Annotated in this window: 12 protein-coding genes; 9 read left to right on the top strand and 3 right to left on the bottom strand. The window is 66.5% G+C overall.

Annotated features, from left to right (window positions below):
• The first annotated feature begins 189 nt into the window (after positions 1-189).
• The 6 genes from Q4F19_RS15535 to Q4F19_RS15510 all read left to right on the top strand — a co-directional run bounded on the left by Q4F19_RS15535 (position 190) and on the right by Q4F19_RS15510 (position 7,761).
• Positions 190-912 (top strand): FadR/GntR family transcriptional regulator, encoded by a 723-nt coding sequence (locus Q4F19_RS15535; protein WP_303544261.1) that lies wholly within the window; start codon positions 190-192, stop codon positions 910-912.
• Positions 913-1,052: 140 nt separating this feature from the next.
• Entirely contained in the window at positions 1,053-2,357 is a 1,305-nt protein-coding gene (locus tag Q4F19_RS15530; RefSeq protein WP_303544258.1) for an MFS transporter, read from the top strand.
• An 8-nt stretch (positions 2,358-2,365) separates the two neighbouring features.
• The gene (locus Q4F19_RS15525) at positions 2,366-3,517 is read left to right on the top strand and encodes a glycoside hydrolase family 88/105 protein (RefSeq protein WP_303544255.1); all 1,152 of its coding nucleotides are present in this window, start codon (positions 2,366-2,368) and stop codon (positions 3,515-3,517) included.
• A 17-nt stretch (positions 3,518-3,534) separates the two neighbouring features.
• Positions 3,535-4,368 (top strand): 5-dehydro-4-deoxy-D-glucuronate isomerase, encoded by an 834-nt coding sequence (kduI, locus tag Q4F19_RS15520; protein ID WP_303544253.1) that lies wholly within the window; start codon positions 3,535-3,537, stop codon positions 4,366-4,368.
• 80 nt (positions 4,369-4,448) lie between these two features.
• Complete coding sequence (locus Q4F19_RS15515; protein ID WP_303544250.1) at positions 4,449-5,993, top strand: NAD(P)/FAD-dependent oxidoreductase; 1,545 nt, start codon at positions 4,449-4,451, stop codon at positions 5,991-5,993.
• Between the two features lie 7 nt (positions 5,994-6,000).
• Positions 6,001-7,761, top strand: coding sequence for a hypothetical protein (locus Q4F19_RS15510; protein WP_303544247.1), 1,761 nt, complete (start codon positions 6,001-6,003; stop codon positions 7,759-7,761).
• Positions 7,762-7,774: 13 nt separating this feature from the next.
• Here the strand turns inward: Q4F19_RS15510 and Q4F19_RS15505 are convergent, their stop codons facing one another.
• The 3 genes from Q4F19_RS15505 to Q4F19_RS15495 form a co-directional block, all read right to left on the bottom strand.
• Positions 7,775-8,353, bottom strand: coding sequence for a PEPxxWA-CTERM sorting domain-containing protein (locus Q4F19_RS15505; RefSeq protein WP_303544244.1), 579 nt, complete (start codon positions 8,351-8,353; stop codon positions 7,775-7,777).
• A 108-nt stretch (positions 8,354-8,461) separates the two neighbouring features.
• Positions 8,462-8,662 (bottom strand): hypothetical protein, encoded by a 201-nt coding sequence (locus Q4F19_RS15500; protein WP_303544242.1) that lies wholly within the window; start codon positions 8,660-8,662, stop codon positions 8,462-8,464.
• Between the two features lie 61 nt (positions 8,663-8,723).
• Entirely contained in the window at positions 8,724-10,304 is a 1,581-nt protein-coding gene (locus tag Q4F19_RS15495) for a sodium/sugar symporter (protein ID WP_303544239.1), read from the bottom strand.
• Between the two features lie 196 nt (positions 10,305-10,500).
• Between Q4F19_RS15495 and Q4F19_RS15490 the strand changes: the two genes are divergently transcribed.
• From Q4F19_RS15490 to Q4F19_RS15480, 3 genes are all read left to right on the top strand, one after another.
• Positions 10,501-11,403: a 2-dehydro-3-deoxygalactonokinase gene (locus tag Q4F19_RS15490; RefSeq protein WP_303544235.1), complete on the top strand. Its 903-nt coding sequence runs from the start codon at positions 10,501-10,503 to the stop codon at positions 11,401-11,403.
• A complete protein-coding gene (locus Q4F19_RS15485) occupies positions 11,396-12,031 on the top strand; it encodes a 2-dehydro-3-deoxy-6-phosphogalactonate aldolase (RefSeq protein ID WP_303544232.1) in 636 nt (211 codons plus the stop codon). The genes Q4F19_RS15490 and Q4F19_RS15485 overlap by 8 nt, the downstream gene beginning before the upstream one ends.
• A 199-nt stretch (positions 12,032-12,230) precedes the next feature.
• Positions 12,231-14,495 (top strand): TonB-dependent receptor, encoded by a 2,265-nt coding sequence (locus tag Q4F19_RS15480; protein WP_303544228.1) that lies wholly within the window; start codon positions 12,231-12,233, stop codon positions 14,493-14,495.
• Positions 14,496-14,515 lie beyond the last annotated feature (20 nt).

Raw genomic sequence — 14,515 nt, 5'->3', positions numbered from 1 at the left:
CACAGCCCGGCGAGACAGGCGAGCAGGGAACGGGAAGGAATATGCACGGAATCCGGGCCTCTCGCTGTCCGCGGCGCTGGCCCGTTCTCTCGACCGGTGCGCTCTTCGATGTTAGGCTCTGGCTACATCCGTCGAATTGGTAATACAAGTCGCGGAAGGGCCAAGCGATAGGTCATTGGGGAGACACAGGTGGCGGGAAGTGCAGGCTCTCTCTCGGACAGCCTGTTCCGCAAGCTCCAGAGCCGGATCACGTCCGGCGAGATGGCGCCCGGATCGCGATTTCCGACCCAGAAGGATATTGCGGCGACCGAGAATGTCAGCCGCACCGTGGTGCGCGAAGCGGTCGCACGGCTCGCTTCCCAAGGGCTGACGACGTCGCGCCAGGGATCCGGCGTGTTCGTCGCTGAGACCGCGCCCTATCGCGCCTTCCAGGTCACGCGCGACGAGATGAGCGAGCTGACCGACGTGATCAAGCTGCTGGAAATGCGGCTCGCCGTCGAAACCGAAATGGCCTCGCTCGCCGCCGCGCGCCGGACCACCGCGGACATCGGCGATATCCGCGACGCGCTCCGTCAGATGGAAGCCGTCAGCGACGATCCCGAGGCGGCGGCGCGTGCCGACAGCGCCTTCCACCTCGCCATCGCGCGCGCGACGCAGAATGATTATTTCGTTCGACTGGTCGATTTTCTCGGCGTTCGCCTCGTGCCGCCGCGCAACCTGTATCTGCGCGACCAGTCCGAAGAGGCGCATGCGAGCTATGCGGCAAAGGTTCGGGGCGAGCATGACGCCCTCGTCGACGCGATCGTCCGCATGGACTCGGCCAAGGCGCGCGAGGCGGCGCGACACCACATGCAGGAAAGCCTGAGCCGGCACAGCCATCTCAGCGAGATCAAGCGCCTGCGCGGGCGGTAAAAAGCGGCCAGTGCCGACATTGACCCACATCGTTAGGTTGTATTACAACATCCCGTAACGCGACCTCAGTTCGCGCCGGGAGGTTCTGTGGCGCCAGCGTGGAATGAGCAGCAGGCGAAGACGATGTCGGGCCCGAGGCCGTGACGCCGCCTATTGCCCCCGACGCCACGATCGCGCGCGCTGCGGGCCGCGCCAGCCGCTACCGCTGGGCGATCGTCGCCCTGCTCTTCGCCGCGACCGCGATCAATTACATCGATCGCCAGATGATCGGCGTATTGAAGCCCGTCCTCCAGGCCGATCTCGGCTGGAAGGAGAGCCAATATGCGGACATCGTCTTCTGGTTTCAGGCGGCCTATGCGATCGGCTTCCTGTTCATGGGCCGCTTCATGGACGCGGTCGGCGCGCGCTTCGGCTATGCGATCGCCTTCGGCTTCTGGACCGTCGCGCATATCGCGCACGGCTTCGTCCGCGGCATCACCGGCTTCGGCTTCGCGCGCTTCGCACTCGGCATCGGTGAATCGGGCAATTTTCCCGCAGGATTGAAGGCAGTCGCGGAGTGGTTTCCGCAGCGCGAGCGCGCGCTGGCGGTCGGCATCTTCAACGCGGGTGCCAATGTCGGCGCGATCATCACGCCGCTGCTCGTGCCCGCGATCACGATCGCTTATGGCTGGCGGATGGCGTTCATCGCGACGGGGCTGTTCAGCGTCGTCTGGGTGATTGTCTGGCTCGCGCTCTATCGCCGCCCGACCGAGCACAAACACGTCAACGCCGCCGAATTGGCACTGATCCAGAGCGATCCGGTGGAGCCGGTCGGCCGGATGGCGTGGCGCAGGCTCTTCACCAAGCGCGAAACTTGGGCCTATGCGGTGCCCAAGTTTCTGACCGATCCGATCTGGTGGATGTTCCTGTTCTGGCTGCCGGACTTCCTCGGCAAGCGCTACCATCTCGATCTCAAGAGCTTCGGCCCGCCGCTCGTCGTCATCTATCTGATGTCGGATGCGGGCAGCGTCGCCGGCGGCTGGGCGTCGTCGCGGATGATGAAGGCGGGCGCCTCGGCCAACCGCGCGCGCAAGCTGACGATGCTGGTCTGCGCGATCGCGATCCTGCCGGTGATCTTCGTCCAGAATGTGAGTTCGCTTTGGCTCGCCGTGCTGCTGCTCGGCATCGCCACCGCTGCGCACCAGGCCTTTTCGGCGAACTTGCTGACGCTCCCTTCCGATCTCTTCCCGCGCACCGCAGTCGGCTCGGTCGTCGGCATCGGCGGCACGGCCGGCGCGATCGGCGGCATGCTGATCGCCAAGTTCATCGGCTATGTGCTCGACATATCGGACAGCTATGCCCCGATCTTCGCGGTCGCGGGCAGCGCCTATTTCTTCGCGATCATCGCGCTTCATTTGCTCAGCCCGCGCTTCGTGCGCGCCCGCTTCGACGCTCCAGCTTCGTAGGATCCCGGATGATCGCACGCACCTTGGCTCTGCTGCTCGCCGCAGCGACTCCCGCCGTCGCGATGGCGAAGCCGGCCCCGACGGCCGCCACGCAGACCGCGCCGCTCGCGCTCGCCGCCAAGCTCGCCGAGTGGCAGCTCGGCCGGCTCGATTCCGGCCATGTCGCCCGGGTGACGACCGAGACGCGCAATCCGCGCGCCTGGGAGCAGGCCGTGTTCTGGGTCGGCATGACCGCGCTTGCCGATGCCGGCGCCCCGCCGCGAATCGCGCAGGCGGTGCAAACGATGGGCAAGGCCAACGAGTGGCTGCCTGCGCGGCGGCCTTATCATGCCGACGATCTCGTCATCACCCAATCTTATCTCTGGGCGGCCAAGCACGGCGCGGGACCGGAGGCGATTGCGCCGACGAAGAAGGCGTTCGACTTCATTCTCGCCAATCCGGCACACGTGACGCTGGCCTTCTACCAGCCGCCCGAAGGATATGATCAGACCGAGTGCCTCAAGCGCTGGTGCTGGTGCGATGCTCTGTTCATGGCGCCGCCGGCGATGCTGGAGCTGAGCCGCCAGACGGGCGATCCGCGCTACAAGGAGTTCGCGCTCAAGGAATTCTGGGCGACGACCGATTTCCTGTTCGATCCGGCCGAGCATCTTTACTATCGCGACAGCCGCTTCTTCGAGAAGCGCGACGAGGCCAAGAACAAGCTCTTCTGGAGCCGCGGCAATGGCTGGGTGTTCGCCGGCCTCGCGCGAATGATCCCCTTGCTTCCCGAGGGCAGCGCCGATCGCAAGCGACTGGAGGCGCTGTTCGTCGAGATGGCGGCGAAGCTGAAGACGCAGCAGAAGCCCGACGGCTATTGGGCGCCCTCGCTGCTCGCCACCGAAGGCTCGCCGCCCGAATCCAGCGGCACCGGCTTCTATACCTACGGCATGGCCTGGGGCGTCCGCGCCGGCCTGCTCGACAAGGCGAGCTACGAGCCGGTCGCAAGGCGGGGCTGGGGCGCGCTCGTGAAGAGCATCCAGCCCGACGGCCGGCTCGGCTGGGTCCAGCAGGTGAGCGATCAGCCCGAGAAGGTCCTGCCGACCGACACCCAATATTATGGCGTCGGCGCCTTCCTGCTCGCCGCGACCGCGATCGACGCGCTCGACCGCCCCGCCCGCTAAAGCCTGGAGCGCACACCTTGTTCGAAAAGACCTTCTACGCGACGCATCCCGACATGATGGAGTGCGTCTCCAACGAGGAGCTGCGCGACCGCTATCTCGTCTCGGACATCTTCCGCGCGGGCGAGGTGGTGCTGACCTATTCGCATGGCGAGCGCTTCATCATCGGCGGCGCGGTTCCCGGCGCGAGCCCGCTGGCGCTGCCCCGCCAGCGCGAACCCGCAAGCGCGGCGGGCCATCCCTTGCTGGAGCGCCGCGAGCTCGGCATCGTCAATATCGGCGGTCCCGGCACGGTGACGCTGGATGGCGAGGAAATCGCGCTCGCCAAATATGAATCGCTCTATGTGCCGATGGGGACTGCCGACGTGCTGTTCACCGGCGAGGGCGCGCGCTTCTATCTGCTGAGCGTGCCCGCGCACCGCGCGTTCGAGCGGAAGAAGATGACGCTGGCGGATGCCGCGACGATGCAGCGCGGCAGCCTCGAGACGTCGAACGAGCGCGACATCTACCAGCTCGTATTGCCGCATACCTGCTCCAGCGCGTCGCTCTGCCTCGGCATGACCCTGCTCAAGCCGGGCAGCGTCTGGAATACGATGCCGCCGCACGTTCATGAGCGGCGCAGCGAGATCTATCTCTATTTCGATCTCGCCGAGGACGACCGCATCTTCCATTATATGGGCCAGCCCGACGCGCTGCGACATATCGTGATGGAGAATGAGCAGGCGGTGATCTCGCCGCCCTGGTCGGTCCATATGAGCTCTGGGACGCGCAACTATGCCTTCATCTGGGCGATGGCGGGCGAGAATCTCGACTATGAAGACATGGACGTGAAGGACATCTGCCAACTCCGCTGAACTGCCGGCCGGCGACCGCGCGGCAGGAATGCGAACGCCGGGTTAACCCTATTTTATGGGTTAGCGGGCAGACCGGCGCGATGCGATCCCCTGCCCTTTCCTCGCCCGTCGACGTCGCGATCGTGGGGGCCGGCCCGGCGGGGCTGACCGCTGCTTATCTGCTGACCAAGGCGGGCCTGCGCGTCTCGGTGATCGAGCGCGATCCGGTCTATGTCGGCGGGATCAGCCGCACCGTGGAGCATGAGGGCTTCCGCTTCGACATCGGCGGGCATCGCTTCTTTTCGAAGAGCCGCGAAGTCGTCGAGCTCTGGGACGAACTGCTGCCCGACGACTTCATCGATCGGCCGCGGATGAGCCGCATCTATTATGACGGCCGCTTCTATTCCTATCCGTTGCGCGCGTTCGAAGCGCTGCGGAATCTCGGCCTGTTCCGTTCGGCGAGCTGTATCGCGAGCTATGCGCGCCGGACTTTGTTCCCGAAGCGCGACGTGCGCTCGTTCCGGGACTGGACGATCAACCAGTTCGGCGCGAAGCTCTTCTCGATCTTCTTCGAAAGCTACACCGAGAAGGTGTGGGGCATGCCCTGCGACGCGATCTCGGCGGATTGGGCGGCGCAGCGGATCAAGGGGCTGAGCCTCGGCAAGGCCGTGCTCGACGGGCTCCGCCGCAGCCTGGGCCTCAACCGGATGCCGAATGACGGGATGGCGACCAAGACGCTGCTGGAAAGCTTCCGCTATCCCCGCCGCGGGCCAGGAATGATGTGGGAGGCGGCGCGCGATCGCGTCGTCGAGGGCGGCAACGCGGTGCTGATGGGCCACAGCCTGACGCGTCTGTCACGCGACGGCGAAGGCTGGCGGCTGATCGCGACCGGCCCCGACGGCGAGCGCGTCATCGAGGCGAAGCATGTCATCTCATCGGCGCCGATCCGCGAGTTGCTCGCGCGGATCCACCCGCTGCCGGCGACGGCGCCGCGCGCGGGCGCACTGCGCTATCGCGACTTCCTGACGGTCGCGCTCAAGATCCGCTCGGCGGACCTGTTCCCCGACAATTGGATCTACATCCACGAGCCCGACGTGAAGGTCGGCCGGATTCAGAATTTCCGCTCCTGGTCACCCGAGATGGTGCCCGCACCCGACGTCGCCTGCGTCGGCCTCGAATATTTCTGCTTCGAGGGCGACGGGCTGTGGTCCGCACCCGATGACGAGCTCGTCGCGCTCGCCACGCGCGAAATGGCCGCGCTCGGCCTGTGCGATCCGGGGCTCGTACTTGGCGGCACGGTCGTGCGCCAGGAAAAGGCCTATCCGGTCTATGACGACAGCTATGCCGACCATGTCGCGGCGATCCGCGCCGAGCTGGAGGAAAGCTGCCCGAACCTGCACCTCGTCGGCCGCAACGGCATGCATCGCTACAACAATCAGGATCATGCCATGATGACGGCGATGCTGACCGTGCGCAACATCCTCGCCGGCGAGCGCCTCTACGACATCTGGAACGTCAACGAGGATGCCGAATATCACGAAGCCGGACATATGGGTGACGCGACGCGCGAGGCAGCACCTTTGTCCGACGGGGAGCGCGAGGCGCTGAATTCCGTGCGCGTCGTGCCGCAGCGCATCGCGGCCTAGTCCCCGCATGCCCGGCGTCGAGCGCGCCTTCTGGCGGTGGATCCTGCTGATCTGGATCGTCACCGTCGGCTGGATCGTCACGCTTTCCTGGAGCGCCATCAGCGGCTTCCGCATCCCCGATCCCGACGACATCATGCGGCTGGTGGAAGTCCGCGACTGGATGGGCGGCCAAAGCTGGTTCGATGTCAGCCAGCACCGGATGAATCCGCCCGCGGGCCTCTCGATGCACTGGTCGCGGCTCGTCGACCTGCCCGTCGCCGCGCTGATCGCGGTCGCGCGGCTGTTTGGGACGGAGCGCAGCGCCGAGACGTTCGCCGCGGTCGCGGTGCCGATGCTGACGCTCGGCTGTGCGATGGCGCTGGTGGCGGCACTGACGCGCCGCTGGACGCCCGCGCCGCTGGCTCTGTTCGGGAGCGCGATCTGCCCGATGAGCGCCGCGGTCTGGTTCGCGCTCAGGCCGATGCGGATCGATCATCATGGCTGGCAGATCGTCGCCGGGCTCGGCATCGTCACGGCGCTGACCGCGGCACCCGCACGGCGCAACGCCGCGATCGCCGGCCTGTGCGCGGCACTGTGGACGCATATTTCACTTGAGGGGCTACCGTTCGGCGCAGCCGCGGCGGCGTGGCTGGGGCTGCGCGCGATCATGGGCACGAAGGCGGATATCGACCGGCTCTCGGCCTTTCTCGCCGCCTTCACGATCGGCGCGGCGACCTTGCTGCTGGCGGTGAAGGGGCCGGCCGCGTTCGCGGGACTCCATTGCGACGCGATCTCGACCGTCCACCTCGCGGCGCTGGGCGCGGCGACGCTGACGAGCCTAATCGCGGCACGCGCCTCGCGCGGCTGGGCGATCGCGATCCTGATCGCGGGTGCGGCGGCGGACGCGCTCTTCTACCGGATCGGTGCGGGCAGCTGCATGGCCGGACCGTTCGGGCAGCTCGGCCCGCTCGGCCAGCATCTTTGGTATCGCAGCGTCAACGAAGGCATGCCCTTGTGGCGGCTGCCGCTCGAATTGTTCGCCTTGTGGGGGCCGCTGCCGATCGTCGGCCTCGCCGGCGCGGTGCTGGCCTGGGTACGGACGGACAGGTCAATCCGCGCACCACTCGCCACCTATATCGTGCTGCTCGCCGCCGCGACCGGCATCGGCGCATTCGTCATGCGCGCATCGGCTTTCTCGAACATGCTGGCGATGCCCGGGGCGATGATGCTGCTGCTCGCGATCGTCCGCGCGGTCGAGCGCGCCACGCCGTCGGTACGGATCGTGACGATTACGATCGCGACCTTCGTCTGCTCGCCCTGGGGGCCGGCGCTGGCGTGCGGCCTGATCGCCGCGCAGCGCACGCCCGAGGCGCCGTTGGCCCCACCGAAGCGCGCCTGCGCGAGCAGCGACGACTTCGCGATCCTGAACCGCCTGCCCGCGACCATTGTGATCGCACCGCTCGGCGAGGGGCCGTCGATCATCGCGGCGAGCCATCAGCGCGCGATCACCGGACCCTATCATCGCGATCCGCAGGCGCTGGAGGATCTGCTGCGTTTCTTCACCGCATCGCCGGACGAGGCCCGCGCCGTTGCGCTCGGGCGCCACGCGACCCTGCTCGCCTTCTGCCCCGGCGATCATGATCTCGCGGTGATGGCGGCGTTCGCCCCGCGCGGCCTGGCGGCCGCGATCGCGCACGGCGGCGTGCCCTGGCTGAGACGGATCGCTTTGCCCGGATCGAGCCCGTTGCAGGTGTATCGGATCGACAGCGGCGCGCCGCCGCCCTCCTGAACGGAGCGCCTTCTTAGGCGCGGAGGCGAATCGCGGCCGTCCCGCGGCGACGGTTCGAGCGCAGCGCCGCGCCGAGCAGCCCGAAGCCGCCAACCATCATCGCCCAGCTCGCCGGCTCGGGAACGGCAGCAGGCGCTACGGGTGTCGCGGCGAGGTGCAGCGTATAGCTGCCGATGCTCGCGCGCGCGATGCTCGACGGCGTCGTCGAACGGACCGCATAATCGGCGAAGCCCCCCTCACCGAAATTGTAATAAGCCGACGCCGTCTGGACGAGCATGCCCGAGACCGACAGGAAGTAGCTGCTGCCGACCTTGTAGATCGTATCGTTGAAGACGTAATTGCCGACGCTCGAGACCGGAAAGGTCTGCGTATAAGGCGTCAGCGCGACCGCCTGCCCATTCACCGTGCCCGCGACGGACTGGACGGTGTAGCCGCCGAGGACGTTGGCCGTATCGGCGATGTCGATCTGGAAGTTCGCGGACACGGGCGTGCCGAACCCGGTCGTGTACGTGAAATCGAGGAGCGTGGCGTTCGCGTTCGATGCCACCAGGCCGGCGCCGAACAGCGCCGCGATCCGAATGATAGTCTTCATGGTCCCACCCCTTAAGCCACGCAAAGGCGCACGACTTAACGAACCGTTAGCCTTTTCGCCAGCATTTTCCGCGGGGTCTCGGATAGCCGACGCGTGGACGGCGAAGCGCTAGGTCTTCGGCGTGACCCAGACCGAGACGGGGACGACGACCTTGCCCGGTGCGGGCTTGCCGACATCGACGCGATCGGCGGTGACCCGCTCGCCATTTTCCAGCGTGAACGAAGCCCAGGGCTTGGGCATCCGCCCGAAGGTCATCTTCTGGATCGGCTGACCTGTGGCCGAATTCATGATGGTCGCGACAACTGCCATGCCCGCCGTTAGCCAGCCGGCGCGCGCGCTGTCCAGCCGGATGCGACGCGCCGAGCCGGGATCACCACCAGGTCGCGTAGAGCGCGATCAGCGACAGGATCACGGCGAGCGCGCCGACATTGAAGCTCGTGCGCGTCGCATAGCTGACATCGCCCATCTCGATCACGTCGGAGTCGCCGCTGGCGGGTGTGGCCAACGAGACGATCACCGCCAGCGCGAGCGAGGCGAGGAAGACGACCCCCATCCGATCGATAAAGGGCAGATCCGACCAGATCTCCTTGAACAGCCACGACAGCGCCACCGAGGCGACCGCGGCGACGATCGCGCCCGCCTGGTTGGCGCGCTTCCAGAACAGGCCGAGCAGGAAGATCACGGTGATGCCCGGCGTGAAGAAGCCGGTGAATTCCTGGATGAACTGGAACGCCTGTTCGGATTGCCCGACGAGCGGCTTGGCGGTGAGCACCGCGAGGATGATCGCGGTGACCGCCGCGATTCGCCCGACGCGGACAAGGCCCTGCTCGCTGATCCCGGCGCCGCCGCGCTGCGAGGGCAATTTGGCGAAGATATCGAGCGTGAAGATCGTCGCGATCGAGTTGATCTTGGACGCGGTCGAAGCGATGATCGCCGCGATCAGCGCCGCGAAGACGAGGCCGAGCAGCCCCGTCGGCAGCAGCCGCATCATCGCCGGATAGGCTTCGTCAGGCCGCGTGAGGCCGGGCGAAATCAGCACCGCGGCGATGCCGGGGACGACGATGATGAGCGGCATCAGCAGCTTCAGGAACGCCGCGAACAGCACGCCCTTTTGCGCCTCGTGCAGATTCTTCGCGGCGAGCGCGCGCTGGATGATATATTGGTTGAAACCCCAATAGCTGAGATTGGCGATCCACATGCCGCCGATCAGCACCGAGAGGCCGGGCAGATCCATATAATGCGGATCGCCCTTCTTCAGGATCATGTGGAAATGGTCGGGCGCGGCGCCGACCAGCTTGTGCCAGCCGGCGATGACGCCCGCGCCCGCGCCGATCTGCTGCAAGGTCAGCCAGCAGATGATGAGGCCGCCGAGGATCAGCAACGTCACCTGGACGATGTCGGTCAGCGCGACCGCCTTCAGCCCGCCGCGCAACTGATAGAGCAAGGCGAAGGCGCCGAGGCCGATCAACGCGATATTCTGGTCGACGCCCGCGACCTTGGTCACCGCGATCGAGCCCAGCCAGATGATCGAGGTGAGGTTCACGAACACGTAAAGGACGAGCCAGAACACCGCCATCAACGTCCGGATCGCGGGGCCGTAGCGCCGCTCCAGGAATTGCGGCATCGTGTAGATCTCGTTCTTCAGAAAGATCGGCAGGAAGAATTTGCCGACAATCAGCAGCGTGAGCGCCGCCATCCATTCGTAAGAGGCGATGGCGAGGCCGATCGCATAGCCCGATCCCGACATGCCGACGATCTGCTCGGCCGAGATGTTGGCCGCGATCAACGAGGCGCCGATCGCCCACCAGGGCAGCTCCTTGGACGCGAGGAAGTAATCGGTAGTGTTCTTGGGACCCGCCCCGGCCTTGTCGCGCGACACATATTGGGCGAGGCCGAAGATGGCGAAGCCGTAGAGGACGACGATCGCGATATCGAGGGTGGCGAGCTGCATGAAATCCTCTCCGGGGCGCGGCCGCTCGTGCGCCCTGTCCGCTTGTATCAAGCCGTGGATGCCGTGCCGCATCCTCTTGTGCTTGGGAAGCGGACTTGTATGACAAGTCCCGATAAAGCAAGCGATATGGCGTTGCCTTGCCGCCGCGTCCAGCGGATGGCGGCGCGATGCAGGACGCAGGAAGCAGGCCGAGACGATGAGCGACGACAAAGCCGGAGCGAGCCCGGCCGCGGCCTATCTGGCGATCGACTGGGGAACCACCAATCGGCGCGTCTATGTGATGGCGGCCGACGGCAGCGTCCTCGCTACCGCGCGCGACGATCGCGGGATCAAGTCCGTCGAAGCCGGGTGCTGGGCCGACGAATTGGCGGGTATCCGCGCGCGCTTCGGCGATCTGCCGGCGATCGCCGCGGGCATGGTGGGATCGACACGCGGCTGGCGCGAAATCCCTTATGTGATCGCGCCGGCGGGCGTCACCGAGCTCGCGACAGGCATCGGCCGCATCCCCGAGGAGCGCTTCTTCATCGTCCCCGGCGTCGCCTACGACACGCCCGATCATGCCGACGTCATGCGCGGCGAGGAAGTCCAGGCGGTCGGCGCGTGCCTCTCCGGCCTCGCCCCGCACGACGCTTTGTTCTGTCAGCCGGGCACGCACAACAAGTGGATCGGGCTCAAGGACGCGCGCATCACCAGCGTCACGACCGCGCTGACCGGCGAGCTGTTCGCGCTGCTGCGCGATCACAGCATCCTTGCCGAGATGATGACGGGCCCGGTCGAGGATGGCCCGGCCTTCCGCGCCGGCATCGCCGATGCAGCGGGCGGCGATCTGCTCTCACGCCTGTTCGGCGTGCGCGCTTCGGTGCTGCTCGGGCGACGCGCGCGCGAGGATGGCGCGGCGTATACGAGCGGGCTGCTGATCGGCGCCGATGTCGCGGCACGCGAGGTCGCGGGCCGCCTTGTCCATATCCTGTCGGATCCCAATCTCGGGCCTCTCTATGCGGTCGCGATCGAAGCGTTCGGCGGCACGTCCACCGCGATTGACGGCCAGGCGGCGTTCGTCGCCGGCATCCACCATATCTGGAGCATGATCGATGACTGATCCCACCGCCACCTTCGCCCGCGCCTTCGCCGCCTGCCCGCTCGTCGCGGTGCTGCGCGGCCTGACGCCGGGCGAGAGCGAAGTGGTCGGCGATGCGCTCGTCGAGGCCGGCTTCACGATCCTCGAAGTGCCGCTCAACTCGCCCGATCCCTATGACAGCATCGCGCGGCTGGCGCGGCGCTATGGCGACAAGGCGCTCGTCGGCGCGGGCACCGTGCTGACTGTCTCGCAGGTCGCGCAGGTCAAGGCGGCGGGCGGCGAGCTCGTCGTCTCGCCCAATGTCGATACCGCCGTGATCGCGGCGACGGTGGCCGCGGGCATGGTCTCGCTGCCCGGCTATTTCACGCCGAGCGAGGGCTTCGCTGCGCTCGCCGCGGGTGCGCACGGGCTCAAGCTGTTCCCGGCCGAAGGCGCCTCGCCCGCCTTCCTGAAGGCGCAGCGCGCGGTGCTGCCGAAGGAGACGAAGGTGCTCGCAGTCGGCGGGATCACGCCGGAGCTCATGGCCGAGTGGCGCGCGGTCGGCGCCGATGGGTTCGGCCTCGGCTCCAACCTCTATCGCGCCGGCAAGCCGGCCGCCGAGGTCGCCGCCGACGCGGCGCGGTTCGTCGCGGCGGTGCGCGCACTTTAACAAGACAGCTTCCTGTGGTGCCAGCGCCACGGGGGTTCTGGATTTGGCATTCAAATCGTTCGAGAACGCCTTTTTCGTAGGCGTTTTGCGGCCAAGCGTCGAAAAGTTGTCATACAACACTTGAACGCGTGAAAATGCGGATCTAGAGGGCGAGATAAGCCGGCGATCAGAGTCGGCGCTCAACATGGGGAGGAAAACGATGATTCTTTCGAACACGACCGCCATGGCCCGGTGCCTGATCGTCGTCGGAATGGCCGCTCTTGGCAGCGCCGCCGTCGCGCAGACCGCAGCCGCTCCCACCGACACCGCCGCACCTGTCGCCGCCGCCGGGGGTGCCGATATCGTCGTCACCGCGCAGAAGCGCTCGCAGCGCGTCCAGGACGTGCCCGTCGCCGTTCAGGTCGTCACCGGCGAGGCGCTCGCCGCGCAGGGCGTCCGCCAATTCTCCGATCTCACCAAGGCGACGCCGTCGCTGCTGATCCGGCCCTCCGAGCAGCCGGTCAACAATTCGCTCTCGATCCGCGGCGTCGGCACCTTCGCCTTCTCGCCGAGCGTCGAGCAAAGCGTCGCGGTCCAGATCGACGACGTCCCCGTCCAGTTCATCGCCCGCGCCTTCGCCGATCTCTCGGACATCGAACGGATCGAAGTACTGCGCGGCCCGCAAAGCACGCTCTATGGCCGCTCGGCCTCGGCAGGCCTGATCAACATCATCACGCAGGCGCCGACCACGACCTTCACCGGCCGCATCGGCGGTGTCGTCACCACCGATCGCGAATATGCAATCAACGGCGCGGTCTCGGGTCCGCTCGGCGAGACCGCGGGCTTCCGCCTCAACGCCAATTACGACAAGTTCGACGGCAATGTCCGCAACCTGACGACCGGCGATCGCGTCAACGGCTTCCGCACGCTCTCGCTGAAGGGCAAGCTCGTCTGGGATCCGACCGACAACCTGAACATCGCGGTCTCGGGCGGCTATATCGACGGCACGACCACGATCGGCCGTCCGTTCATCCGCCTCGGCGGCGCGGCCCGCCTGCGCGGCGTCGCGGCCAACACGCCGGCCGTGTTCGCGCCCGGCATCGTCGCGACCGAAGACAACACGAAGGTCACGAACAACATCAATTCGGGCACCGATTATAACGACTATTCGGCGTCGCTGCGCGCGTCGCTGGATCTCGGTTTCGCCAGCCTGATGTCGATCACCGGCTATGACAAGTTCCGCCAGTTCGACATTCTGGATCAGGACGAAAGCCCGGTCGCCTCGCTCGACAATCGCCAGTTCGGCACCTTCCACACGCACAGCTGGAGCCAGGAATTCCGGCTCGTCGCGCCGGGCAAGGATCGGTTCCGCTACACGCTGGGCCTCTATTATTCGGATCTGAGCCTCAACCGCGTCTTCCAGCGCGGGCCCTTCTATTCGATCGCCAACTGGTATGCGACGAACGGCACCAAGCAATATGCCGCCTTCGGCCAGCTGGAATTCGACATCACGCCGACCACGACGCTCATCGGCGGCGCGCGCGCGGGCAAGAACAAGATCGATTATACGTTCACCGATTTCGCGGCGACGGGCACGCCTCGCTTTGCCGGCAACGACAGCGCCAATTACGAGACGTACAAGGCCGGAGTGCAGCAGAAGTTCACGCCTGACGTGATGGGCTTCGTGACCTTCGCGACCGGCTATAAGGGCCAGGCCTACGACATCGGCACCGGCTTCAACCTCGTCCGCCAGAATTCGGGCCCGGTCCAGCCGGAGCGGTCGAAGGATTGGCAGGTCGGCCTGAAGACGCAGTTCTTCGATCGCCGCGTGACCTTCAACGTCACCTTGTTCGACACGAAGTTCCGCAACTTCCAGGCGCAGGGCATCGAGGTCCTCTCGGACGGGACGACCAACTTCCGCCTCGCCAATGTCGGCCGGCTGCACACCAAGGGCGTCGAGGTCGAGGGAAGCGTCCGCGCCGCGCAGGACCTGAACTTCACCGGCGGCGTCACCTACAACGATGCCACGATCACCGAATTCCCGTTCGCGCAATGCTATCCGAACCAGACGGCCGCACAGGGCTGCACGGGCACGCCGGCGCGCCAGAATCTGGCCGGCTATCGTCCGCCGCAGGCGCCTCGCTGGAAGCTCGCCGCCAGCGGCGATTTCACGCCGAACCTGACGCAGAACCTCGATGGCCTGCTGCAGGTCGCCTACAGCTACCAGAGCGGGATCAACTTCTCGATCAACCAGGATCCGCAGACCTACCAGCCGGGTTACGGCATCGCCAACGTCTCGCTTGGCGTGCGCGCGCCCGACAAGAAGTGGGAGGTCGTCGCCTTCGTCAACAACGTGTTCGACAAGCATTACTTCTCGAACATGAACAACGACACGGGCAACCACGCCAACCAGCTGTCGACGCTCGGCTATCTGTCGCGCGACTTCAACCGCTACGGCGGGGTGCGCGCCAGCTACAACTTCTAAGGCTCCTCCCCGACGGGCGC

It is taken from the genome of Sphingomonas natans (genome assembly GCF_030546695.1).
Lineage (GTDB): Bacteria > Pseudomonadota > Alphaproteobacteria > Sphingomonadales > Sphingomonadaceae > Sphingomonas_I > Sphingomonas_I natans.
Note: the sequence above shows the minus strand (reverse complement) of the source record. Positions and strands in the feature narration are given on the sequence as shown.

What these genes read in the sequence shown, in the direction of transcription:
- Q4F19_RS15525 (WP_303544255.1), top strand. Translation starts at nt 2,366, where the DNA reads ATGATCGCACGCACCTTGGCTCTGCTGCTCGCCGCAGCGACTCCCGCC.
- Q4F19_RS15515 (WP_303544250.1), top strand. Translation starts at nt 4,449, where the DNA reads ATGCGATCCCCTGCCCTTTCCTCGCCCGTCGACGTCGCGATCGTGGGG.
- Q4F19_RS15510 (WP_303544247.1), top strand. Translation starts at nt 6,001, where the DNA reads ATGCCCGGCGTCGAGCGCGCCTTCTGGCGGTGGATCCTGCTGATCTGG.
- Q4F19_RS15505 (WP_303544244.1), bottom strand. Translation starts at nt 8,353, where the DNA reads ATGAAGACTATCATTCGGATCGCGGCGCTGTTCGGCGCCGGCCTGGTG.
- Q4F19_RS15500 (WP_303544242.1), bottom strand. Translation starts at nt 8,662, where the DNA reads ATGGCAGTTGTCGCGACCATCATGAATTCGGCCACAGGTCAGCCGATC.
- Q4F19_RS15495 (WP_303544239.1), bottom strand. Translation starts at nt 10,304, where the DNA reads ATGCAGCTCGCCACCCTCGATATCGCGATCGTCGTCCTCTACGGCTTC.
- Q4F19_RS15490 (WP_303544235.1), top strand. Translation starts at nt 10,501, where the DNA reads ATGAGCGACGACAAAGCCGGAGCGAGCCCGGCCGCGGCCTATCTGGCG.
- Q4F19_RS15485 (WP_303544232.1), top strand. Translation starts at nt 11,396, where the DNA reads ATGACTGATCCCACCGCCACCTTCGCCCGCGCCTTCGCCGCCTGCCCG.
- Q4F19_RS15480 (WP_303544228.1), top strand. Translation starts at nt 12,231, where the DNA reads ATGATTCTTTCGAACACGACCGCCATGGCCCGGTGCCTGATCGTCGTC.